Annotated in this window: 18 protein-coding genes and 1 pseudogene; 12 read left to right on the top strand and 7 right to left on the bottom strand. The window is 63.8% G+C overall.

The window, feature by feature from the left end; genetic code table 11:
• Window positions 1–246: 246 nt before the first annotated feature.
• The 4 genes from AC54AF_RS05695 to AC54AF_RS05680 all read left to right on the top strand — a co-directional run bounded on the left by AC54AF_RS05695 (window position 247) and on the right by AC54AF_RS05680 (window position 5,081).
• The gene (locus tag AC54AF_RS05695; protein ID WP_131689013.1) at window positions 247–1,404 is read left to right on the top strand and encodes an ABC transporter substrate-binding protein; all 1,158 of its coding nucleotides are present in this window, start codon (window positions 247–249) and stop codon (window positions 1,402–1,404) included.
• Window positions 1,405–1,497: 93 nt separating this feature from the next.
• Window positions 1,498–2,388 (top strand): branched-chain amino acid ABC transporter permease, encoded by an 891-nt coding sequence (locus AC54AF_RS05690; protein ID WP_496635738.1) that lies wholly within the window; start codon window positions 1,498–1,500, stop codon window positions 2,386–2,388.
• Between the two features lie 7 nt (window positions 2,389–2,395).
• Window positions 2,396–4,348, top strand: a complete 1,953-nt coding sequence (locus tag AC54AF_RS05685) for a branched-chain amino acid ABC transporter ATP-binding protein/permease (RefSeq protein WP_496635737.1) — start codon at window positions 2,396–2,398, stop codon at window positions 4,346–4,348.
• A gap of 10 nt (window positions 4,349–4,358) precedes the next feature.
• On the top strand, window positions 4,359–5,081 hold the full coding sequence (locus AC54AF_RS05680; RefSeq protein ID WP_070219979.1) for an ABC transporter ATP-binding protein: 723 nt from the start codon (window positions 4,359–4,361) through the stop codon (window positions 5,079–5,081).
• A 64-nt stretch (window positions 5,082–5,145) separates the two neighbouring features.
• Here AC54AF_RS05680 and AC54AF_RS05675 read toward each other — a convergent pair whose 3' ends face one another.
• The 7 genes and pseudogenes from AC54AF_RS05675 to AC54AF_RS05645 all read right to left on the bottom strand — a co-directional run bounded on the left by AC54AF_RS05675 (window position 5,146) and on the right by AC54AF_RS05645 (window position 10,760).
• The gene (locus AC54AF_RS05675; protein WP_131689010.1) at window positions 5,146–5,466 is read right to left on the bottom strand and encodes a DUF2288 family protein; all 321 of its coding nucleotides are present in this window, start codon (window positions 5,464–5,466) and stop codon (window positions 5,146–5,148) included.
• 51 nt (window positions 5,467–5,517) lie between these two features.
• Entirely contained in the window at window positions 5,518–6,216 is a 699-nt protein-coding gene (locus tag AC54AF_RS05670) for an RES family NAD+ phosphorylase (protein WP_496635736.1), read from the bottom strand.
• Between the two features lie 2 nt (window positions 6,217–6,218).
• Entirely contained in the window at window positions 6,219–6,656 is a 438-nt protein-coding gene (locus AC54AF_RS05665) for an MbcA/ParS/Xre antitoxin family protein (protein ID WP_496635735.1), read from the bottom strand.
• A 90-nt stretch (window positions 6,657–6,746) separates the two neighbouring features.
• Window positions 6,747–7,154, bottom strand: a pseudogene (gene fos / locus AC54AF_RS05660) (fosfomycin resistance glutathione transferase); the annotation flags it as partial.
• Window positions 7,155–7,171: 17 nt separating this feature from the next.
• A complete protein-coding gene (locus AC54AF_RS05655; protein ID WP_496635734.1) occupies window positions 7,172–7,747 on the bottom strand; it encodes an RDD family protein in 576 nt (191 codons plus the stop codon).
• A gap of 263 nt (window positions 7,748–8,010) precedes the next feature.
• On the bottom strand, window positions 8,011–9,711 hold the full coding sequence (gene recJ / locus AC54AF_RS05650) for a single-stranded-DNA-specific exonuclease RecJ (RefSeq protein ID WP_131689006.1): 1,701 nt from the start codon (window positions 9,709–9,711) through the stop codon (window positions 8,011–8,013).
• On the bottom strand, window positions 9,708–10,760 hold the full coding sequence (locus AC54AF_RS05645; RefSeq protein ID WP_496635733.1) for a hypothetical protein: 1,053 nt from the start codon (window positions 10,758–10,760) through the stop codon (window positions 9,708–9,710). Before AC54AF_RS05645 ends, recJ begins: the two co-directional genes overlap by 4 nt.
• A 393-nt stretch (window positions 10,761–11,153) precedes the next feature.
• Between AC54AF_RS05645 and AC54AF_RS05640 the strand changes: the two genes are divergently transcribed.
• From AC54AF_RS05640 to lolD, 8 genes are all read left to right on the top strand, one after another.
• Window positions 11,154–14,666, top strand: coding sequence for an SdrD B-like domain-containing protein (locus tag AC54AF_RS05640; RefSeq protein ID WP_496635732.1), 3,513 nt, complete (start codon window positions 11,154–11,156; stop codon window positions 14,664–14,666).
• A gap of 101 nt (window positions 14,667–14,767) precedes the next feature.
• Window positions 14,768–15,439 (top strand): PEP-CTERM sorting domain-containing protein, encoded by a 672-nt coding sequence (locus AC54AF_RS05635; RefSeq protein ID WP_496635731.1) that lies wholly within the window; start codon window positions 14,768–14,770, stop codon window positions 15,437–15,439.
• 96 nt (window positions 15,440–15,535) lie between these two features.
• Window positions 15,536–17,689: a type I secretion system permease/ATPase gene (locus AC54AF_RS05630; RefSeq protein ID WP_496635730.1), complete on the top strand. Its 2,154-nt coding sequence runs from the start codon at window positions 15,536–15,538 to the stop codon at window positions 17,687–17,689.
• Window positions 17,686–18,999 carry an HlyD family type I secretion periplasmic adaptor subunit gene (locus AC54AF_RS05625; protein ID WP_496635729.1) on the top strand — a complete coding sequence of 438 codons (1,314 nt, stop codon included), beginning with the start codon at window positions 17,686–17,688 and terminating at the stop codon, window positions 18,997–18,999. The genes AC54AF_RS05630 and AC54AF_RS05625 overlap by 4 nt, the downstream gene beginning before the upstream one ends.
• Window positions 18,999–20,291, top strand: coding sequence for a TolC family protein (locus tag AC54AF_RS05620; protein WP_496635728.1), 1,293 nt, complete (start codon window positions 18,999–19,001; stop codon window positions 20,289–20,291). Before AC54AF_RS05625 ends, AC54AF_RS05620 begins: the two co-directional genes overlap by 1 nt.
• A 94-nt stretch (window positions 20,292–20,385) precedes the next feature.
• Window positions 20,386–21,663 carry a lipoprotein-releasing ABC transporter permease subunit gene (locus AC54AF_RS05615; RefSeq protein WP_496635727.1) on the top strand — a complete coding sequence of 426 codons (1,278 nt, stop codon included), beginning with the start codon at window positions 20,386–20,388 and terminating at the stop codon, window positions 21,661–21,663.
• A 65-nt stretch (window positions 21,664–21,728) separates the two neighbouring features.
• Window positions 21,729–22,994, top strand: a complete 1,266-nt coding sequence (locus AC54AF_RS05610) for a lipoprotein-releasing ABC transporter permease subunit (RefSeq protein WP_496635726.1) — start codon at window positions 21,729–21,731, stop codon at window positions 22,992–22,994.
• Between the two features lie 16 nt (window positions 22,995–23,010).
• Window positions 23,011–23,730: a lipoprotein-releasing ABC transporter ATP-binding protein LolD gene (lolD, locus tag AC54AF_RS05605; protein WP_496635725.1), complete on the top strand. Its 720-nt coding sequence runs from the start codon at window positions 23,011–23,013 to the stop codon at window positions 23,728–23,730.
• Window positions 23,731–23,732 lie beyond the last annotated feature (2 nt).

Raw genomic sequence — 23,732 nt, 5'->3', positions numbered from 1 at the left:
GCGGCCAGCATCGGCGGCAGGGCTGTTGCCAAATGGTGCAGTGTGTTCCAATTTGCGTCATATTTTCCTTACAAAAGACTGACAGCGGACCGGTAATTCGGTCTTTTCCGCATGTTGCGACGCGTCATATGTAGTTGTTGCTGGTGCATGTTTACTCACCTACAATGATTTATCGATGGGGCGGTTATCCAGCGTACGACTATAAAAATACGTGGCATTCAAAACGTTGTATCAGAGGAGATGACAATGAATTTGAAACAGAAATTGCTTGTGGCAAGTTTGGTTTTGGGTTTCTCGCAGGCGGCGGTGGCAGCCGACCCCATCAAGATCGGCGTGTCCGGTCCGTTCACGGGCGGTTCCGCGCCGATGGGCGTGTCGATGCGCGACGGCGTCAAGCTGGCCGTCGCGGAAATCAATGCCAAAGGTGGCGTGCTGGGCCGTTCCCTGCTGCTGATCGAGCGCGATGACGAAGCGAAGAACGAACGCGGCGTGCAGATCGCCCAGGAGCTGATCAACAAGGAAAAGGTCGCCGCCACCGTCGGCTATATCAACACGGGCGTGGCCCTCGCTTCGCAGCGCTTCTATCAGGAAGCGAAAATTCCCGTCATGAACAATGTGGCGACGGGCTCCATCGTCACCAAGCAATTCGCCGACCAGCCGGAAAACTACATCTTCCGCAATGCGGCCAATGACACCATCCAGTCCGGCATGATCGTGCATGAGGCGATCGATAACCGCAAGTTCAAGAAAGTGGCGATCCTGGCCGACTCCACCAACTACGGCCAGCTGGGCCGCGAAGACCTGGAAAAGGCGCTGGACAAGAAGGGCATCAAGCCCGTCGTCGTTGAAAAATACAACATCAAGGACGTCGACATGACGGCCCAGCTGCTGAAAGCCAAGCAGGCGGGCGCGGAAGTCGTGCTGACCTACGGCATCGGACCGGAACTGGCGCAGATCGCCAACGGCATGGAAAAACTGGGCTGGAAAGTGCCGCTGATCGGCAGCTGGACCCTGGCCATGGGCAATTTCATCGACAACGCGGGCAAGAATGGCAACGGCACGCGCATGCCGCAAACCTTCATCCAGGATGCCAGCACGCCGAAACGCAAGGCCTTCATCGACGCCTACGTGGCCGCCTACAAGCCATCGGGCGGACGCATGCCATCGGCCGTCTCGGCCGCGCAAGGCTATGATTCCATCTACCTGCTGGCTGCGGCCTTCAAGCAGGCCGGCGGCACGGACGGCCCGAAAGTGCGCGCCGCGCTGGAAAACCTGAATGAAAAAGTGGAAGGCGCCGTCACCACCTACAACAAGCCGTTCAGCAAGACCAACCATGAAGCGATCAGCGCCGAGCTGACCGTGTTCGGCGAAGTCAAGGACGGCAAGGTCGTTCTTGCCAAATAAGTCCGGCTAATTCCAAGTCTCTCGCCGCGAAATGGCCAGCCTTGAGGAATCAGGACTGGCCATTTTTTCATCTTTCGTCTTCCGGGGAACACCATGGAAATCTTCCTGCAGCTCGTCTTCAGCGGCATCGCGCTGGGCATGATCTATGCCGTCATCGCCTTCGGCTACCAGCTGACCTTTGCCACTTCCGGCACCCTCAATTTCGGCCAGGGCGAATCGCTGATGCTGGGCGCGCTCGTGGGCCTGTCCCTGGTGGGCACCATCCACGGCGGCCCGTACATGAGCTATCTCCTGATGATCCCCATCGTCATCGTCTTCGGCGCCTTGCAGGGCGTGTTTGTCGAATGGATAGGCGTGCGGCCCGCCATCAAGATCAAATCCGAATTCGGCTGGATCATGTCGACCATCGCGCTGGCCATCATTTTCAAGAACGTGGCGGAAAATATCTGGGGCAAGGACGACCTGATGTTCCCGTCGCCGCTGTCGGCCGCGCCGTTCCAGGTATTTGGCGCCAACGTGCAGCAGATGCAGGTGGCCGTCATCGTCGGCGCGCTGGCCATCATGCTGGCCGTCGAAGTGTTCAACCGTAAATCGATCTACGGCAAGGCCGTGGTGGCGACAGCCAACGACCGCGACGCGGCCGGCCTGATGGGCATCAACACGGGCATGGTCATCACCTTTTCCTACGCGCTGTCGTCGGCCACGGCCGCCTTTGCCGGCGTGCTGGTGGCGCCCCTGACACTGACGGGTGCCACCATGGGTGCGTCACTTGGCTTGAAAGCCTTTGCCGTGGCCATCATCGGCGGCCTGACCTCGGGCATGGGCGCCATCGTCGGCGGCCTGATACTGGGCATCGCCGAGACGACCACCGGTTACTACATCTCCACCGGCTACAAGGAAGTGCCTGGCCTGCTGCTCCTGCTGCTGGTGCTGGCCGTCAAGCCGTCCGGCCTGTTCGGCAAAGCCGCGATCAAGAAAGTCTGAGGACCACATGAACAAGAAAATCACCATGCTGGCATTGAGCGCGGCGGGCCTGGCCGCGCTCGCGCTGTTCCCCATCGTCATTCCGAACCCCTACTACATTCACCTGGCCGAGACCATCCTGATCTACGCCATCCTGCTGTTCGGCCTCGATATCGTTGTCGGCTACACGGGGCAGGTGTCGCTGGGCCATGCGGGCCTGTTCGGCATCGGCTCGTACGTCACGGGCGTGCTGGTATTCAAGCTGGGCGTGTCGTTCTGGCTGGCCATCCCCGCCAGTATTGTGGGCGCGGCCGTGTTTGGCGCCATCCTGGCCTTGCCGGCCCTGCGCGTGACGGGGCCCTACCTGGCCATGGTGACCCTGGCCTTCGGCACCATCGTGCAAATCCTGATCAATGAAATGAGCTTCCTGACGGAAGGGCCGATGGGCATCAAGATCCACAAGCCCGTCCTGTTCGGCCACAAGCTCTCCGAGGTGGAGTACTACTACATGGTCGCCGCGCTGCTGGTGGTCTCGCTGATCGTCGTGCACCGTATCCTGAAATCGAACCTGGGGCGGGCGTTTGAAGCCTTGCGCGACAGCCCGATCGCCTCGGACTGCATGGGCGTGTCCGTGTACCGCTACAAAGTGTATGCGTTTGTCATCAGCGCCGGTTTCGCGGGCCTGGCCGGCAGCCTGTATGCGTATTCGGAAGAATACATCTCGCCCAATACCTACAACTTCGAACTGACGATCTTGTTCCTGCTGGCCGTCATCATGGGCGGACGCAAGACACGCTCGGGCGCCTTGATCGGCGCCCTGATCGTCGTCATGCTGCCCAGCCTGCTGGCCGACATCGAATTGTTCCGCAAGATCGCCGTCAGCGCCGCCGTGCTGGGCGTGATCGGCTCGGCCTTCATGCTGGCGAAAAAGCGCTCCACCGTGCGCGGCGTGATCGTGCCCCTGGTCGCCACCATTGGCCTGGCCGCGTTTTCCTACAAACTGGAGAACATGGTCGACTGGCGCCTGACCATCTTCGGCCTGATGACGCTGTTTGTCGTGTACTACCTGCAGGACGGCATCGTGGGCTTCCTGATGAGCTTTATCGGCAAGGGGCGGCGCCATGTGCAGGCCGTCGCCTCGCACGGCGTGGCGCCGTTCGCGCAGATCGACCCTGCGCAGGGCGGATCGCACGGAGCGCCTTTGCTGCGCGTGGACCAGGCCCTGATGCAGTTCGGCGGCCTGAAGGCGCTGAACCAGGTGGACCTGACCGTCACGCAAGGCTCCGTGCACGGCTTGATCGGGCCGAACGGCTCGGGCAAGAGCACGATGATGAACGTGCTCACGGGGATCTACAAGCCGACGGCGGGCAAGGTGGAGTTTGCCGGCGCCGTGATCTCCGGCCGCACTCCGTCCGAAATCGCGCTGGGCGGCGTGGCGCGCACCTTCCAGAACGTGCAGCTGTTCGGCGAGATGACGGCCACGGAAAACGTGCTGGTGGGCCTGCACAACACCTTCAAGTCGAACGTGCTGGACGTGATGCTGCACACGCCGCGCTACAAGCGCGAAGAGGCGGCCGCGCGCGAGCGGGCCGCCAGCATCCTCGAGTTCGTGGGCCTGGCGGACCTGGCCAACGAAGAGGCGCGCAATCTGCCGTACGGCAAGCAGCGGCTGCTGGAAATCGGCCGCGCGCTGGGTCTCAATCCGCGCCTGCTGTTATTGGATGAACCGGCGGCGGGCCTGACGGCGCCCGACATCAAGGAACTGATGGCCATCATCCGCAAGATCCGCGAGCATGGCATCACCATCATCCTGATCGAGCACCACATGGACGTGGTGATGTCCCTGTCGGACGTGGTGACGGTGCTGGACTTCGGCCAGAAGATCGCCGAAGGCGCGCCCGCGCTGGTCCAGAGCGATCCGAAAGTGATCGAAGCCTACCTGGGCGGCAGCGCCGAAACCCTGGCGCCAGCGGCGCACTGAGAGGAAGACCATGCTGACCATTCATAATCTGCACGCCGCCTACGGCAAAGTCGAAGTCCTGCACGGCATCTCGCTCGACGTCCCGAAGGGCAAGCTGGTGACCCTGATCGGCTCGAACGGGGCCGGCAAGACCACCACCATGCGCGCCATTTCCGGCATGCTGAAACCCAAATCCGGCACCGTCACCCTGGGCGGCAAGGACGTCACGGGGCTCGATTCGCACCGCATCGCCCGTGCCGGCCTGGCCCATTCGCCGGAAGGCCGGCGCGTGTTCGCCTCGATGTCGGTGACGGACAACCTGTTGCTGGGCGCCTTCCCCCGCTTTACGCGCGCGCGCCCGAAAGGCGACATCAAGGGCGACCTGGACAAGGCCCTGGAGCTGTTCCCGCGCCTGAAGGAGCGGCGCGACCAGCTGGCCGGCACGCTCTCGGGCGGCGAGCAGCAGATGCTGGCCATGGCGCGCGCCGTGATGCTGAACCCGGAAGTGATCCTGCTGGACGAGCCGTCGATGGGCCTGGCACCCATCCTGGTGGAGGAAGTCTTCCGCATCATCACGCGCCTGAAGGCCGAAGGCGTGACCATGCTGCTGGTCGAGCAATTCGCCGCCGCCGCCCTGAACGTGGCCGATTACGGCTACGTGCTGGAAAACGGCAGCATTTCCGTGCATGGACCGGCCGAGAGTCTCAAAACCGATCCGAAGGTGATTGCGGCTTATCTGGGCGGCGGGCACTGACGCGGGCTGGCGCATTATCAAACTTATCAGGCTGCGTCCGATGCCCGAGCGCAGCCTGTAAGTGTCAGTGCTTGGTCGGTTTTTCCTGCTGCACCAGGATGAACGGGCTGACGACAACGGCCCATAGCGCGGCGTCGGCCGCCTGCCAGTCCAGCGCCTGCTGGTCCGACACCTTGGCCACTTTGCCACCGGTCATCCATTGCGTGATGGTGGCCTTGTCGTCGTGCGAGATGCGCACGGCCACTTCGACCAGATCGAGTTCATTGGCGACCCAGACGACATTGCCCTGGGCGAAGTGTTTTTCCAGTTCGCTCCAGGCCAGGCGGGCCGTTTCGCTGTTTACTTTGAGGCGCAGTTCGGTGTCTTTTTCAGGATTGGTTTGCATGCGAAATATCAGGTTGCGGTGAGTCGGGTGCCGCTGCGCGCTTGCGTAGTCTTACAGGGCTTCCACCTGCGGCGTCGGCGTACCCCGCCATGTTAACCGATAGGCGGCGCCTTTGCGAACATTGCCCACCAGCGCGGGGCGGAAGCAGGCCAGGTTGGTGCCGCTGGCGTGCCGCACGCTGGGGAAGATGACGCCCATGGAACCGGCTTCGAGCAGGATGGCGGCCAGGTCTTGCGAAGCGATGTAGCTGGCCGGGTCGAGGCAGGCCGCATAGCGCTGCTGGCCGCGCAAGTCGTGGAAGCTGGCGGAAAAATCGGCCAGCAGCGACTGGTAGCTGACGCTGTCGTCGAAATAGTCGATTTCCTGGTATTCCACGGTCTTGTGGAAAATGATCTCGGCCAGCGCCGTTTGCATGTCGAAGGCGCAATACCAGGCACCGCGTTCGCTATCGTTGAAACGCGCCCCTTCCGGCCGCGCATACGTGTAGGCGGCGTTGATGATACGAAAGTGCGGCACGCCAAAAACCAGCTCGTCCACGCCAATTCCTGGCGCGCCGCCGTACTCGGCCACCAGGCGCGCGTTGGTTGCGTTATCGAGTTCGAACAGCTCGCGCAGGTGATTGTCGTCTTCGGCCAGAGGCGCCAGCACGGAGTCCTCCATGTCGGCGAAGCGCGAGGGAATCAGGCGGCAGGTGTCGATCTGGCGCAGGGCGGCAAGCGGCGGCAGCTGGTCATGGGCGGTGGCGGGCAAGATTACAGCCCTCCGCGGCGCGCGTCGAGCAGCTTGCGCACGGTCTGCATGGCCAGCAAGCCGCCGGCCAGCATCTGCGACAGGGGCGTGCGTCCGCCAAACACGGGATTTTTGTTGGGCAAACTCACCCATTCGTCGGCCAGTTTGTCGCCGTACAGGATGTGCAATGCCTTGTAGACGCCCAGCAAATAGGAAATGCGCGTGATGCGGTCCACCTCCAGCACGCGGTCCGGGTGCTTCTTCCACTCGTAATAGGCGCTGCTGGACAGGCCGCCCAGCAATTCACGCGCATCGTCGTCGCGCAGTTTCCAGGCGGCGGCCAGCTTGAAAAAACCCTTCAATGCCGCCTGCGACAATCGCTCGCGCTCGGCTTTGGCATTCAGGTCGACAAGCACGGCCGGCTCGAAGCGGCTCTTGGGGTAGGCATAGGCAAGATTCATGATGAACTCCTTTTATGGATTAATATTACTCCTTTTCGGGAATTTTTGCTGTCCTCTGCCAACTGTGCGCGCCAGCGCCCCATGGCCGTCAAAGAATTGCATGCTGGCATAGGGCACTGCCAGGCATGCAGCCAGCCGCTGCGCCAGGCTGCCCGCATGGGCTTCCAGCCGGTGGCCGTCAGGATCGAGAAAATACAGCGAGTCGCCGGCGCTGCTGTTTTGCTGCCATTCAGACACGCCGGCGGCGCGCAGGCGGGCGGCAAACGGGGCGAAGTCGGCGGGCGTGATGGAAAACGCGTAATGCGTGTAACCGGGGCTGGTCAGCACAGGCGTGTCTTGCCCGTCCAGCGCCAGGCATAGCCACAAATCCCCGGCCGACAGATACGCGCCCCTGTCCCAGCGCGCATGCAGGAACAGGCCCAGGGTGTCGCGGTAAAAGATGATGCTGCGCGCCAGATCGCGCACGGACAGGGTGAGGTGGTTCAGGCCGGTCAACATGGCAGTTTGGACTGCTTTCAGGTGGGAGTGGTCGCCAGCGGCGGCGTTTGCGCTGCGCGGGCGGGGAGTTTGACGACGATCGTGCCGGCCATGAAGTCTTGCAGGGCGCGGCGCTTCTTGTTAAATAATAGCACCACGAATTCGCTGTATATCCATAGTTGCGCCAGCGTCTCGAGCGTCCCGGACCAGCTTGGTTTAAAACGGGCCATGTGGGTGGATATTTGCGTGAATGTCATGGCCGCGTAGGCGTTTTCGTCGATGCGCAAGATGCCGATAATGCCGGCAATGGCGATCAGTGTCGTTAGTGTGAGTAGTACGGAGTAGCGCAGCAGCGTCGCCTGGCGCGTGACGGGACTGCCATCGAGCATACGCACGCGCAATTTGCACAGCAACTGGCCGGGCGTGCCGCCGAATCGGTTGACGAGAACCACATTGTAGGCCAGGCTCAGTGCCAGGCTAGGCAGGAGCCAGTACAGCAGGAAAGACTGGCTCCAGGGCATTCCCAGATAAACGATGGGTACCACGAGCGGCAGCATGATGGCCATATCAATAAAAAACGCGCCCAGCCGGCGCCAAAATCCCCCGTATTCCATGCTATGTCTCCTAATCATGGCAACCGGCGGCTGCCTGTATGACTAGATACGCTATTGTTTATGGGAAATGTTGGCTATCCGGCGCGCCATTGAGGTGGGGCAATAACACTAGAAACATTGCGACACTTGACAACACCGTAGCGAACGACAGTGAGGCTCGGTGGCTCCTTGTGGCCACGTAGCACTTCAGGGCACGGGGGCCCCGAGCCGGTGAGCATCGCCGGCTGCAAAGCGCTTCGCGCAGTAGGTACTGTCAGGTGCTACTACGCAGGTTCGGCGTGCTCTACCATGAGTTGCACCTTGGTCGTGCCGTTATACTCATTCGCATCGAGCCGGAACGCGACCCGGGTGCGTTCGCCCAGCGCGTCCGTGTGGCCGAACCAGATGGCGTCGAAACGCACGCCGTTCTTTTCCAGCAGCAGTTTCAAATGACGCTCTTTGAGGATGCGCTGGCTGACGACGCGAAATTCATCGCAGAAGACGGGCGGGGCGAAGCCCTGGCCCCACACTTGGCCATCCATCAGCTCGATGAAGGCCGTCGTGTAATACGCGTCTTCCAGCGGGCCGTCCGTTTCCACCACCCGTTCCAGCTGCTGCTGGCTGAGCCAGGCCTGGCCCACGGCTTCGAACGCTTGCGAAAACGCCTCGAAGGCGTCGGCGCGGATGGTCAGGCCCGCCGCCATGGCGTGGCCGCCGAACTTGTCGATCAGGCTCGGTGCCCGTTTCGATACCAGGTCGAGCGCGTCGCGCAAGTGGAAGCCGGGAATCGAGCGGCCCGAACCCTTGATCCAGCCGTCCGCGCCCGGTGCAAACGTAATCGTCGGGCGATAGAATTTTTCTTTCAGGCGCGAGGCGACGATGCCGATCACGCCCTGGTGCCACGATGCATCGAACACGCTGATGGTGCTGCTGTTGGCCGGTTCGAAAGCGTCGAGGTGCAGCAGGGCCGTATCCTGCATTTCCGCCTCGATTTCGCGGCGCTTCAGGTTGATGTCGTTCAGTTGCTGCGCCAGCGCCCAGGCGCGGCCTTCATCGTCCGTGATCAGGCATTCGATGCCCAGCGACATGTCTTGCAGGCGGCCGGCCGCATTCAGGCGCGGTCCCAGGGCAAAGCCCAGGTCGAACGGCGTGGCGCTGCGCGCTTCGCGGCCCGCCACGCGGAACAGGGCGGCCACGCCCGCGTGCATATTGCCTTTGCGCATGCGTTTCAAGCCTTGCGCGACGAGGATGCGGTTGTTGGTATCGAGGCGCACCACGTCGGCCACCGTGCCCAGCGCGACCAGGTCGAGCAGGTTGTCGAGCTTGGGTTGCGTTTGCGCATCAAAGATGCCGCGCCGGCGCAGCTCTGCGCGCAGGGCCAGCAAGACGTAGAACACGACGCCCACGCCGGCCAGGTGTTTGCTGGGGAAGCCGCAGGCGGGCTGGTTCGGGTTGACGATGACGGCCGCGTCGGGCAGGGTGTCGGCCGGCAAATGGTGGTCGGTGACAACTACCTGGATGCCGCGCCGGTTGGCTTCGGCGACGCCGTCGATGCTGGCGATGCCGTTGTCGACGGTGATGATGATGTCGGGCGACTTTTCGCGCGCCGTCAGTTCGACGATTTCCGGCGTCAGGCCGTAGCCGTATTCAAAACGGTTGGGCACGATGAAGTCGACATCGGCGCCCATGGCGCGCAAGCCGCGGATGGCCACGGCACAGGCGGTGGCGCCGTCGCAATCATAGTCCGCCACGATGACCATGCGTTTCTTGGCGGCAATGGCGTCGGCCAGGAAGACGCCGGCCGCGCCGATGTGCAGCAAGCCGGACGGCGGCATCAGGGCCGCCAGTTCGCTCGACAGTTCTTTCGCGTCGGACAGGCCGCGCGAGGCGTACAGCCGGGCCAGCACGGGGTGGATGCCGCCCTGGCGCAGCAGTTCGGATTCGCGGTAAGGGCAGGGACGGGTGGCGATGCGGGTACGGGTCATGATGCTTTCAACTTGTTCAGGGTAATCGCGCGCCAGAATTTGCGCTGCGCATGCTTGCTGGTGGTGCAATCCAGCCAGGCGTCGCGGTGGCTCAGCACCAGGCGCAACTGGCCCAGGCGGCCATCTTTTACGGCCGCCAGCAGGGGCGCGAACCAGTCCGCTTCCAGCGCTTGCAACTGTTGCAGCCACATGCCCCATTCCTGCGCCTGCGCCGTTTGGGTCAAGCCGCCCAGCACGATGATCGCGTCGGACTGGTCTGCCAGCACACTGCTTGGAGTGGCATCGCGCCGTGATGGTTCCGCCAGTGCCGCCAGCCAGGTGGGAGCGTCCCTGGTATGCAGGCTGGCGGCGCAGCGCGGCGCTTGCGCCGTGGCCAGGCTGCCGCCCCAGATCCAGAAGGCGTTGATGGCTTTCAAGCCCCGTTCTTCGCGCGCCGCGTTGACGGCATGTTCATGCCACAGCATCTGCACTTCGTTCTGCAGGCGGCGCGCGGCGCGCGCGTGCTCGCCTTCCGGCATCCAGACGGACAGGTCTTGCGTGGTGGCGGCATCCGGCGTGGCGCACTGCAAGTCGGGCCAAGCGTCGGCACGCATGAACCAGGTGCCTGCGTCGCCATACGCCAGGGGCTGGCCGATCTCGTCGAAATAGGGGGCCGCAATGTCAAACAGGGCGCGGCCGTCGGCCTCGCTGAGCTTGAGCTGGCGCAAGTCTTCCAGGCTGATATGGCTGCGGGCAATCGCCAGGTGGGCCGGATGCAGCAGGAAGTAGCGCCCGCCCGGTTCCGGCGTCAGACCATAGCCGCGCATGGCCTGGGCCGCAAAGGCCGCCTGCGCCGCCTCGCCGTTGGGTGCGGACGCCAGGCCCAAGGCATGCGCCAGCCACGCTTCATGCGGCAGCAGGCGGTTGGCGTTGTCAAAAATTTCTAAATTGCAAGTGGATGTGCGCGACAGCAGGGCCGCCAGCGCGGGCGCCTGCAAGACCTTGAGCAGGTCGGCAGCCAGTTCGGCATTGGGCAAGGCGAAGGGCAGGACGAGGGTAAGTTGATTCATCCCGAGATTGTAGGCGATTGTGGTGCGGGCCGAGAAGGCGCATGTATTTTCAGGCCCCAGATGGCAACACCGGCGGCGGCGGGAAGGCGCAAAAAATTATGAAAATTTTATTGATACCGATAGAAATCAATTTGCTTTTGCAAATATATTGGATATAATTGCGACAACTTAAATATCAGAATTACAATCACCCCCTGCTGCGTGGTTGCGTCGTCTGGCTCCTGTGTCCCTCGAAACTGTATACAAGATCTGCCGGCTTCATTTTTTAAACAAGTCCTTTCTTGGAAGCCCACCTATGTATACATTCGCCGCTTTGCGCGGCCAGGCTGATCACGCGCTGGCCCCCCGTATTTCCGCTCCTGCCGCCGCCGTGGCATGCCGTCAGGAGGCCGCATGACTACGTACAACCTGTCGACCACGGTCCACGTCTGCGAAGACATCAACAAGAATTTCGATATCCGCGACCTGCTGATCCAGGCCGGCTACTCGGTGCAAGGCGAACTGAATATCAAGAATTTTACGGTTTTGTTGCCGGATGATACGGAATCGACCGAGAACACGCCGCTGTTCGGCATGCTTGACGCGGACACCGTGTACGTGCGTCCCGGCGACTGGGCCGCCAACTACAACGGCAGCTTCTCGACCATCCAGGTGACGATCGACAAGGGCAATGGCGACATCGTCCAGCTGAGCCTGCAAGTCATCATCGATCCCGTCAATGACGCGCCCGATGCGGCCGACAAGACCTTCACCCTGGTCGATGGCGGCAGCGTCGTGCTGAGCGAAAGCGATTTCGGCTTCCACGACGACGTCGAGCACAACGGCTTCAAGTCCGTCGTCATCACGAATACCACCACGGCGGGCCAGGTCTTGCTGAACGGCGTGGCCGTTGCGGTGGGCACGGAGATTTCCATCGACGATATCCGCGCGGGCCACCTGGTCTTCGTGCCGAGCCAGACCGTGGCCGGCGACTTCGACCTCGGTTTCAAGGTGCGCGATGATGGCGGCACGGAAGGCTGCAATGCGCAAGACCTGAGCCTGGCGCCCCATTACCTGACCTTCAAGGTGCCGATGGCCCACCTCGGCGATTTCGTCTGGGAAGACAAGAATGCCAACGGCGTGCAGGATGCGGGCGAGGCGGGCATCGCCAATGTCGTCGTGCAACTGAAGGATACGGCCGGCAATGTGGTGGCCACCACCAACACGGACGCCAGCGGCGGCTACCACTTCGACGTCAATCCGGGCACCTATTCGGTGACCGTGGTGGCGCCCGCCGGCTATGTGCCGACGGCGGCGAATCAGGGCGGCGACACGGGCAAGGACAGCAATATCGATGCCAGCGGCAAGATGGCGCCCGTCACCCTGGCGCCGGGCGAGACCAATTTGAGCCTCGATGCGGGTCTGTACCGCACGGCCGAGCTGGGCGACCGGGTCTGGCTCGATACCAACAAGAACGGCGTGCAGGATGCCGGAGAGGCGGGCGTGGCCGGTGTGAAAGTGACCCTGCTCGATGCGTCGGGCAACGCCGTCGGCAGCCCGCTCGTCACGGATGCGAATGGCAACTATTTGTTCACGAATCTGAAGCCGGGCGCCTACAGTGTCCAGTTCGACAAGACCAGCCTGCCTGCCGGCTATGGCTTCACGGGCCGGGACCAGGGCGGCGACGACCAGCGCGATTCCGATGCCAGCGCCATCGATGGCAAGACGGCGCAAGTGCTGCTTGCTTCCGGCGATAGCAACCATAGCCTGGATGCGGGCATCGTGGCCCTGCCGGCCTCCTTGGGCGACCGTGTCTGGCACGACGCCAACTTGAATGGCGTGCAGGATACGGGCGAGGCCGGTATCGGCGGCGTCACGGTGCAGCTGAAAAATGCAGCCGGCAGCGTGATCGGCTCGACCGTCACGGATGCCACCGGCTATTACAACTTCAATGTCGATCCGGGCACGTATTCGATCGCCGTTGTCGCCCCCGCTGGCTATTTGACGACGGTCAAGGATGCGGGCAGCAACGATGCGCTCGACAGCGACATCAATGCCGCAGGCCAGAGCGGCCTGGTCACGGTTGCCGCTGGCCAGAACTACAAGGACCTCGATGCCGGCCTGTACAAAACGGCTGCCATTGGCGACCGCGTGTGGTTCGACGCGAATGGCAACGGCACGCAGGATGCGGGCGAGGCGGGTGTGGGCGGCGTGAAAGTCAATCTGTACAACGCCTCGGGTGCGGTGGTGGCCAGCGCCACCACGGATGCCAGCGGCAATTATCTGTTCAGCAACCTGGTCCCCGGCAGTTACTATCTGGGCTTCGTGCCGCCGGCCGGCTACGGCTTCACCAAGGCCGATATCGGCGGTTATGCCACCGATTCGGACGTCAATCCTGCCAGCGGCCTCACCACCACCTGGGTCACCTTGAAATCGGGCGACGTTCAGCTGGACTGGGATGCGGGTCTGGTGAAACTCAACACGGCCTCCATCGGCGACCGCGTGTGGGAAGACAATAACTACAACGGCGTGCAGGATGCGGGCGAACTGGGCGTGGCGGGCGTGAAAGTCAACCTGCTCAATGCGTACAACCAGGTCATCGCCACGACGACGACGAATGCCAGCGGCAATTATCTGTTCGACAAGCTGGCCGCCGGCGGCTACAAGGTGGAAGTCATCCGTCCATCGGGCTTTTACTATACCAAGGCCAATCTGGGCAGCGACACGGCCGATTCCGACGTCGATACGAGCACGGGGCGCTCGGGCCTGATCAACCTGGCCGCCGGCCAGAACGACATGAGCTGGGATGCGGGCATCTACCGCAAGGCCAGCCTGGGCGACAAGGTATGGCGCGACGCCGACCATGATGGCGTGCAGGACTACAACGAGGCAGGCATCGCCAACATCAAGGTGCAGTTGTACTCCGGCAGCGGTGCCTTGCTGGCTACCACCTACACGAATGCCAGCGGCAACTATCTGTTCAGCAACCTCGATCCGGGCAGCTATTCGCTCAAATTCGACAAGAGCAACGTCATGCATGCTGGTTACGCCATGAACAGCTGGAAGTGGGGCGCCAAGAACGTGGGCAGCAATGACAACATCGATTCGGACGTCAACAGCAATGGTTCCTATGCCAACGTGGTCTACACGGATATCCTGAAACTGGCGTCGGGTCAGAACGACATGAGCTGGGATGCGGCCATCACACCTATCGTGATCGACCTCAACGGCGACGGCGTGCACACCATCGCCCGCGCCGATTTCCACGGCAGCTTCGACTTGCTGGGCACAGGCAGCGCCATCCAGTCGGGCTGGGTCTCGGCCCAGGACGGCTTGCTGGCCATCGACAGCAATGGCAATGGCAAGATCGACAATATCTCCGAATTGTTCGGCGGCAGCGAAAAGGGCACGGGCTTTGCCAAGCTGTCCAGCTATGACTCGAACCACGACGGCGTGGTCGATGCCAAGGATGACAAGTTCGCCGAACTGCGCATCTGGCGCGACGCCAACAGCAACGGCGTGACGGACGATGGCGAACTGATGTCGCTGTACGACGCGGGCGTGGCAAGCCTGACGGTGACCTACACGGAACTGCCTTTCCTCGACGCCAACGACAACCTGCACCTCGAGCGCAGCAGCGCCACTCTGGCCGACGGCAAGACGGTCGACATGACGGACGTGTATTTCAACGTCGACGCCAAGGATGCGGCCAAGGCCGGCATCACCTTGCCGAGCATGGCCGACCTGCTGCGCGACGACAGCACGCTCGATGTGGTGCTGGGCCAGGATGGCACGGTGAGCACGGTGGCCGCCGCGCCGGCCGCTGCAGCTCCTGCTGCCGAAGCCCAGGCTCAGTGCGAGATGGCCGACCTCTTGCGCCGCGCCATGGCCCACGCGAATGCCCAGCCCCAGGAAATGGCTGCCTGATGTCCTGTTGTACCAGGCCGTACCCGCCTGGCTGATGTGTTCCGGCGCCCCTGTCCGCAGGCGGCTCCGGCGCTCTCCAATCACTTTAAAGAGAATACGCAATGAAAAAATCCATGCACCTGATCGCCCGCGCCAGCATCGCAGCGGCCGTTTTCGCCCTTGCCAGTGGCAGCGCCCTGGCCGCCTCCAACCTGCAAGTCGTCGATTCGCACAGCGTCAGCCTGTTTACGGCTGCCGGTGGCGCCTTTGGCTCCGGCAGCGCCATCTCGCCGACCTTGTGGGAAGTCAAATATGACAGCAACACTTTCCTGGCGTTTTGCCTCGATCCCCATGTCGCACTGAGCAATAGTTCGAATAGCTACAGCAGCGGCGCCTTTGCCGCCAGCGATGCCGTCAAGCGCCTGTATGAAGGGTATTACGCCTCGTCCATCGCGAATGTGTCGACCAGCGCCAACAGCGCCGCCGCCTTTCAGCTGGCCCTGTGGGAATTGAATAACGACAACACCAACCTGCTGACGGGCGACCTGCGCTTCAAAAACCTGAGCAATGCCGTCGTCAGCCAGGCGAACAGCATGCTGGGCGTGGCCACGGGCAATGGCGCCATCCAGAACCTGTACAACTACACCAGCTTGAGCAGCGTTAACCCAGCTTCGCAAACCCTGCTCAGCGTGTCGCCGGTGCCGGAAGCGCAAACCTGGGCCATGCTGGTCGCCGGCCTGGGATTGCTGGGCTTCATGGCGCGCCGCCGCAAGGGCGCCTCCGCGCTGAATTAATCAACGCTCATCGCTTAACGCGCATCGCGCAAGCGATAGCGTTCCCGCTGCGGCGCGCCCAACCGGCGCGCCGCAGCGTTTTATTGTGAATCCATCATGACCCCATCCCCCGATACCTCCACAGCTTCTGCCGGCATCTCCACCCATGCCGTCGCCGACGCCATCGTCTTCCTGGCGCGCTTTTTCGGCGTGGCAGTGCAAGCCGAGCGCCTGCGCGCCAGCATGAGCGCGCATGGCGACCAGGCTGCCGCCGATTTTCTCGACCAGGCGCTCAGCCATGCCAGCCTGGCCGGCACCGCGCTGCCGATGGACAAGCCGCGCCGCACCACGGAAATGCCGGCCTTGCTGCTCAACGGGGAAGGGCAGGTGCTGGTGGTACTGGCCATTACCGATGGTAAATATGAATGCCACGTGCCCGGCATCGAAGGCAGTGCCTGGCTCGATGCGGCCGCAGTGTCCCAGGAAGTGCCCGATGGGCGCTGGGTGGCCGTGCGGCCCGTGATGTTTTTCGACCAGCGCAGCCTGCTCTACAGCATGCCGCAGGCGGGGCGCTGGTTTTGGGATGTCTTCAACCGCAACCGCTGGGTCTTCCGCTGGGCCCTGCTGGGCACCCTGGTGCTGAACGTCATCGGCGCGCTGGTGCCGTTCTATGCGATGGCCGTGTATGACCGCGTGATCCCGAATAATGCCACGTCCAGCCTGTGGGTGCTGACGATCGCCGTGGTGGTGCTGACGGGGTTCGAGCTGGCCCTGCGCCTGCTGCGCGGCGAACTGGTGGAAACGGCGTCGCGCCGCATGGACGTGGCGCTGTCGTCGAACATCTTCGCCCAGTGTCTGCGCCTGCGCGCGGCCAGCCGTCCCGCTTCCGGGGGGACGTTGGCCAATACCGTGCGCGATTTCGAATCCGTGCGCGAATTCTTTGCCTCGACGACCCTGACGACCCTGGGCGACCTGCCGTTTTTGCTGCTGTTCCTGCTGGTGATCGCCCTGGTGGGCGGCTGGCTCGTGCTCGTGCCCCTGGCCGCCATCCCGATCCTGCTGCTCGTCGCCTTTGCCTCGCGCGCCGCCCTGGCGCGCCACGTGGCCGCCTCGATGCAGGAGAGCGCGCAGCGCACGGCGCACCTGTTTGAAACCATGAATGGCCTCGACACCATCAAGGCGCTGGGCGCCGAGGCGTGGAGCCGGCGCAAATGGGAAAGCCTGACGGTGGCCATCGCCGCCAACAGCGTCGAGACGCGCGAAATCGTCAGCAGAGTCAACTACATCAACACGGCCGTGCTGGCGCTGTCTGGCGTGGCCGTGGTGGCCACGGGCGCCATGCTGATGGGCGAACGCCTGCTGACCCTGGGCCAGATCATCGCCGTGAGCATGCTGACGGGGCGCGCGCTGGCGCCCGTGAGCCAGATCGCGGGCTTGATCATACGCTGGGAGCAGACCAAATTGTCGTACCACGCCCTCAATAAAATCATGGAAGCGCCCACGGACGACGACGCGGCCAGCCTGCAGGCGCCGCCCCTGTCCGGGCGCATCGAGTTTCGCGACGTGGGCTTTGCCTACCCGAATTCGCCGCCGCTGCTGGATAAACTCAATCTGCAGATCCGCCCCGGCGAACGGGTCGGCGTGATCGGCAAGCTCGGCTCCGGCAAGAGCACCCTGCTGCGCCTGCTGCTGAATCAATATGGCCCGCAGAGCGGCAGCGTGCTGTTCGACGACCTGGCCAGCACCCAGCTCGACCCATTGAGCCTGCGCCGCCAGATCGGCTACGTGCCGCAGGACGTGACCCTGTTCCACGGCACCCTGCGCGAAAACATCGAACTGGGGCGCAGCCAGCCCGACGATGCGGCCCTGTTGGATGCCATCCGCCTGGCCTGCCTCGATGACATCATCACCCAACTGCCCAACGGCGTGGCGACGGAAGTGGGCGAGCGGGGTGAGCGCCTGTCCGGTGGCCAGCGCCAGGCCGTGGCCATGGCCCGCGCCCTGCTGGCGAAACCGCCCATGCTGCTGCTCGATGAGCCGAGCAGCATGTTCGACCCGGCCACCGAGCAGCGTTTGATCGGCCGCCTGCGTACATTGAAAGATACGACCATCGTGCTCGTCACGCACCGCATGGCCATGCTGGCGCTGGTGGACCGCCTGATCGTCTTCGACAAGGGGCGCATCGTGGCCGACGGCCCGCGCGATGAGGTCATGCGCGTGCTCAATAGCCAGGCCGCCAAGCCTGCGGTGGAGCAGGGAGCCACAGCATGAGCGCCCTGAACGCCCGTCCGCTGCCAGTGGCTCACCCGGACCCGGAACGCGAACCGCAGCGCATCGTTCTGCGCATGCTGGCGCTGATTGCCGTATTGCTGGTGCTGGTGCTGGCCTGGGCCACCTTCGCCCAGCTCGACGTGTCCGTGAATGGCCGGGGCGCCATCACGCCGCCGTCACACCTGCAGGAAGTGCAAAGCCTGGAAGGGGGCATCGTGCGCGAGATGCTGGTGAAGCCGGGCCAGCGGGTGCGCCGCGGTGACTTGCTGCTGCGCCTCGATACGGCGCAATACGAGGCCAACCTGGGCGCCAGCGTGCAGAACCGCCTGGCCGCGCTGGCGGGCAGGGCGCGCCTCGATGCGCTGCTGACGGGCGGCACGCCCCAGTTCGCGCCGGAATGGCAGAAAGAGGCGCCCGAGCTGATCGCCAAGGAAATGCAGTTGTGGCGCGATGGCCAGCGCGAGTTCGCGTCCGCCACGGCGGCCGCGCGCGAAGGCGTGACGCGCCGGCGCGGCGAGCTGGCCGAGGCGCACAGCCGCATCGCCCAGCTCGACACTGGCCTGAAGATTGCCCTGGAGAGCCTGTCGATCGAGGAGAGGCTGTTCAAGGAGGGCGCCGGTTCGCGCGGCGACTACCTGAATGCGCAGCAGCGCGTGCAGCAGCAGCGCACGGAGCTCGACAGCCTGCGCAGCTCCATGCCTCGCCTGGCGGCCACCCTGGCCGAAGCGCAGGCGCAGGCTGGCGAAGTGGAAGCGCGCATGCGCGGCCAGTGGGGCGCGCAGCGCAGCGAATACGAAACCAAGGCCGGCGCCCTGGCCAGCACCGTGAAAGGCCAGCAGGACCAGGTGAGCCGGCGCGACGTGACGGCGCCCGTCGACGGCGTCGTCAACCGCGTGCTGGTGGCGACTGTCGGCGGTGTGGCGCAGCCGGGCAAACCTATCCTGGAAATCGTGCCCGCCGATTCGGAAATGCTGATCTCCGTGCGCGTGAAACCTTCGGACATCGGTTTTATCCACGTGGGGCAGCGTGCTTCGGCCAATGTGCTGGCATATGACGCCACCACCTATGGACGCATGCAGGCGCAGGTGGTGCGCGTGGGGGCGGATGCGATTCCCGATGAACGCAACGAGCCGTATTTCGAGGTGCAGCTGAGTACCGACCGCAGCCAGTTGACGGCGCACGGCAAGGTGCTGCCGATTACGCCCGGCATGCCCGTCGACGTGGGCATCCTGACGGGGCGCCGCTCGGTGCTGCAATATGTGTTCAAGCCCGTGCTGCGCGGCTTGCAATCCTCCCTGCAGGAGCGTTGATGCGTGCTTTTTTACTCTGCATGGCATTCGCCTGCGCAAACGCGGTGGCCCAGCCGGTACCGCCGGCCACTTTCCAGGCGCAGTCCGCGCGCGGCTTGCCTGCCTTGCTGGCGCGCGCCGTGCCGCGCGACCCGCAGGTGATCGCGGCGCAGGCGGCGCTGGCCACCACCGAAGCGCGCTACAAGCAGGCCCGCTCGCGCCTGTTCCCGACGGCGGCGCTGCAGGCGACGCGGGGGCGCAGCAATGACCTCGATGGCGCGCTCGACGTGCAACGGCGCACGCACCAGGTGGAAGCGAGCGTGCGCTGGAATGTGTACAACGGCGGCGCCGACCGCGCCGAACTCGATGCGGCCGAGCGCGAGATGGCGGGCGCCGCCTTCGACGTGCAGCGGGCGCGCTCGGAAAGCGCGGAAAAGCTGGCCGAAGCGTATTTCGACATGCAGCGCCTGGAACGCAGCCTGCTGCAGTCGCAGGAACGCCTGCACGACGTGACACTGCTGGTGAAACAGGTGACGCGCCAGGCGGAACTGGGCAAATCGTCGGAAGTGGACCGCGAACTGGCGCAAAGTTCCCAGCTGGACGCGGAACTGGTGCACGACGGCTTGCTGACGGACGAGCTGGCGGCGCGCATCAAGCTCGACGCGCTGGCCTTCGAGCCGGTGGCGCAGTTTGCCGATTTCGCCTTTGCGCCGCTGCCGGCGCAGGCCCTGGAGAATGTCGACACGCAGCAGGCGCAGTTGCGCGCCGTGCGCGAGCGGGCGGCGGCGGCCCAGTTGCGCGTGCGCGGCGTGGCGGCCACCCTGGCCCCTAAAATCGATCTGAATGTCAGCCATCTGCTCAATAACAAGACCACGCCGCCGCCGTCGACCATCCAGCAGCGGGGCTGGTCGGTGGGAGTGAGTTGGGAATTTCCGCTCGGCGGCGGCAGCCTGGCGCAGCGCGACGAGAGCATCAGCCGCGCCCAGGCGGCCGAGGCGGACGTGGCGCGCGCAGAGCAGGGCACGCGCGCCGACCTGGCCAGCATGCTGCCGCGCATCGCCAACGCGCAGCGCACCCTGGCCCTGCTCGACGAGCAGGAAAGGAAGATGGCCTTCGTCGTGCGCGGCGGGAGCATCCAGTACGAGGCGGGCCGGCGCAACCTGCAGCAGGTCATCCAGACGCGCGACAGCTACTTCACGCTGCAGCAGCGCCGGATCGATCAGCTGCACCGTCTGACCCTGGCGCAGATGCGGCAATATGCGCTGGCGGGGCAGCTGCTGGCCGCGTTCGGCCTGGCCCAGGAGGCAAAATAGGGCCGGCGTGCGCTGTTTCACGCAGACTTGATGCATGAAATGCCCATTGTGTGGCACACTGCGCGCTCGCATATCATCGTTGTCGCGGGAGCGCATGAGCATCATCAAACAATTTCCCTTCGAGTGGCAGGTCGGCGTGCGCTATACGCGCGCCGGGAAACGCAGTGGCCGCAACAGCTTCATTTCCTTCATCTCCCTCATTTCCGTGGCCGGCATCGGCCTGGGCGTGGCCGCCCTGATCGTCGTCCTGTCCGTCATGAACGGCTTCCAGAAGGAAGTCACGGATCGCCTGATGTCGGTGCTGGCCCACGTCGAGGTGTTCGATACCAGCGGCTCCATGCCGAACTGGCAGGCGCAGGAGCGCGCCGCCTACGCCAACCCGCAAGTCAAGGCCGTGTCGCCGTTCGTGGAAACCCAGGGCATGCTGCTCAACGACGAAACCATGCGCCCTTCCGTCGTGCGCGGCGTGCTGCCGCAGCAGGAAGCGACCGTCTCCAGCGTGGCGAGCCAGATGAAGCAGGGCAGTTTCAAGGACCTCACGCCAGGCTCCTACAACATCGTGCTGGGCATCGACCTGGCCAAGGCGCTCGACGTGAAAGTGGGGCAGAACGTCACCCTGATGCTGGAACGCGAGCCAAGGGCGGGCGACCCGGCCAATGGCATCGTCATGCCGCGCATGCGCGCGTTGAAGGTGGCCGGCATCTTCGAGGCCGGCCACAATGAACTCGATGGCAGCCTGGCCTTCGTCAACATGCAGGACGCCGAGCAGCTGCTGCAGCTCGATGGCCCGTCCGGCCTGCGCTTGCGCCTGCATGACATGAACCAGGCGCCGCAGGTGGCGCGCGAACTCAAAGCGTCGATGCCGGGCCAGCTGTGGATGCGCGACTGGTCGCGCGCCAGTGCCAGCTGGTATGCGCTGGTGCAAAGCCAGAAGAACATGATGTTCATCATCCTCAGCATGATCATCGCCGTGGCCGCATTCAACCTCGTCTCGACCTTGGTGATGTCGGTCACCGACAAGCAGGCCGACATCGCGATTTTGCGCACCCTGGGCGCCTCGCCGTTCTCCATCATGAAGATCTTCATGATCCAGGGCGCGCTGGTCGGCTTGCTGGGCAGTGCTTTGGGCGTGATCGGCGGCGTCGTGCTGGCGCTGAACGTGGGCGTCATCGTGCCCTTCATCGAAGGCATCTTCGGCCTGCATTTCATCTCGAAGGAAATCTACCAGATCAGCGCCGTGCCGTCGGACGTGCATTGGCTGGACGTGGCGCAGATCGGCCTGATCGCCTTTGGCCTGGCGCTGATGGCGACCATCTACCCCAGCTGGCGCGCCGCGCGCGTCAAGCCGGCCGAGGCGCTGCGGTATGAGTAATTGGCTGATCAACAAACTGCTGGGGTCAGACCCGGCGGGTCGGACCCCTGAGAATTAACGAATCAATGAGCATGTTAAAAAATATTCCCTTCGAATGGCTGGTCGGCCTGCGCTACACGCGGGCCGGCAAGCGCAGTGGCCGCAACAGTTTTATCTCCTTCATCTCGCTCATTTCCATGGCCGGCATCGGCCTGGGCGTGGCGGCGCTGATCGTCGTGCTGTCCGTGATGAACGGCTTCCAGAAGGAAGTGACGGACCGCATGCTGTCCGTGCTGGCCCACGTGGAAGTATTCGACAACAGCGGCAGCATGCCGGACTGGCGCGCGGAAGCGGCGCAGGCTTTTAAAAATCCGGCCGTGAAAGGCGCCGCGCCGTTCGTGGAAACACAGGGCATGCTGCTGCGCGACGATGCGCTGCGCCCCGCCATCGTGCGCGGCGTGCTGCCCGAGGAAGAGCCGAACGTGTCCGACGTGGCCGGCCAGACGCGCATGGGCAGCTTCAAGGCGCTGCAGCCGGGCACCTTCAATATCGTGCTGGGCATCGAGCTGGCGCGCGCCCTGCGCGTTAACCTCGGCGAGAAAGTCACCCTGATGCTGGCGCAGGGGCAGGTCACGCCGGCCGGCGTGCTGCCGCGTATGCGCAGCTTTACCGTCAGCGGCATCTTCCAGGCGGGCCACAATGAATTCGACGCCGGCCTCGCCTTCATCAACATCGAAGACGGCCAGCGCTTGCTGCGCATCGATGGCCCGTCCGGCCTGCGTTTGCGCCTGGCCGACATGAACCAGGCGCCGCAAGTGGCAGCAGAATTGAAGAAAACCATGCCGGGCGACCTGTGGCTGCGCGACTGGTCCAAGCTGAACGCGAACTGGTTCGCCGCCGTGCAGACGGAAAAGCGCATGATGTTCATCATCCTGACCCTGATCATCGCGGTGGCCGCCTTCAACCTCGTGTCGACCCTGGTGATGACGGTGACGGACAAGCAGGCCGATATCGCGATCTTGCGCACCCTGGGCGCCTCGCCCCGTTCCATCATGAAGATCTTCATGATCCAGGGCGCGCTGGTGGGCATCCTGGGCACGATTTTGGGCGTGGGCGGCGGCGTGCTGGTGGCCATGAACATCGACGTCATCGTGCCCTTCATCGAGCACCTGCTGGGGGTGCAGTTCCTCTCCAAGGACATCTATTTCATCAGCACCGTGCCGTCCGACCTGCGCTGGCCCGACGTCACCAAGATCGGCGTGCTGGCCGTGATCCTCGCCTTTTTGGCGACCCTGTACCCAAGCTGGTGGGCTGCCCGCGTCAAACCTGCGGAAGCCCTGCGCTATGAATAAACCACTGACGACTACCATGACCGATCTGAACAAACCTGCCTCCAACGGCGCTTCCGCTGATTCTGCTGTCCTTTCCTGCCGTGGCCTGGGCAAGACTTTTACGCAGGGCAGCTACAAGGTGCAGGTGCTGGCCGGCATCGACATCGACGTCCACCGCGGCGAGCGCGTCGCCATCGTCGGCGCCTCCGGCTCCGGCAAGTCGACCCTGCTGCACCTGCTGGGCGGCCTCGATACGCCCACCAGCGGCAAGGTGACCTTGCTGGGCAAGGACTTCGCCACCCTCAGCGAAAAGGCGCGCGGCGACTTGCGCAATGCCTCGCTGGGTTTCGTCTACCAGTTCCACCACCTGCTGCCCGAATTTTCCGCGCTCGACAACGTCGCCATGCCTTTGATGATACGGCGCATGAAGCGCGCGCCCGCTACCGACCTGGCGCAGCAGATCCTGACGCGCGTGAACCTGGCCAGGCGCGTCACGCACACGCCGGGCGAATTGTCGGGAGGCGAACGCCAGCGCGTGGCCCTGGCCCGTGCCCTCGTCACGCAGCCGGCCTGCGTGCTGGCCGATGAACCGACGGGCAATCTCGATCACGCCACGGCCGAACAGATTTTCGACCTGATGCTGGAACTGTCGCGCACTCTGGGCACGGCCTTCGTCATCGTCACGCACGATATCGAACTGGCCAAGCGCTGCGACCGCGTGCTGCGCCTGACGGACGAAGGGCTGCAGCCTTATTGATA

This window comes from Janthinobacterium sp. JF4 (assembly GCF_059617925.1).
The sequence above is the reverse complement of the archived record's forward strand: the minus strand, read 5'-3'. Positions and strand labels throughout refer to the sequence as shown.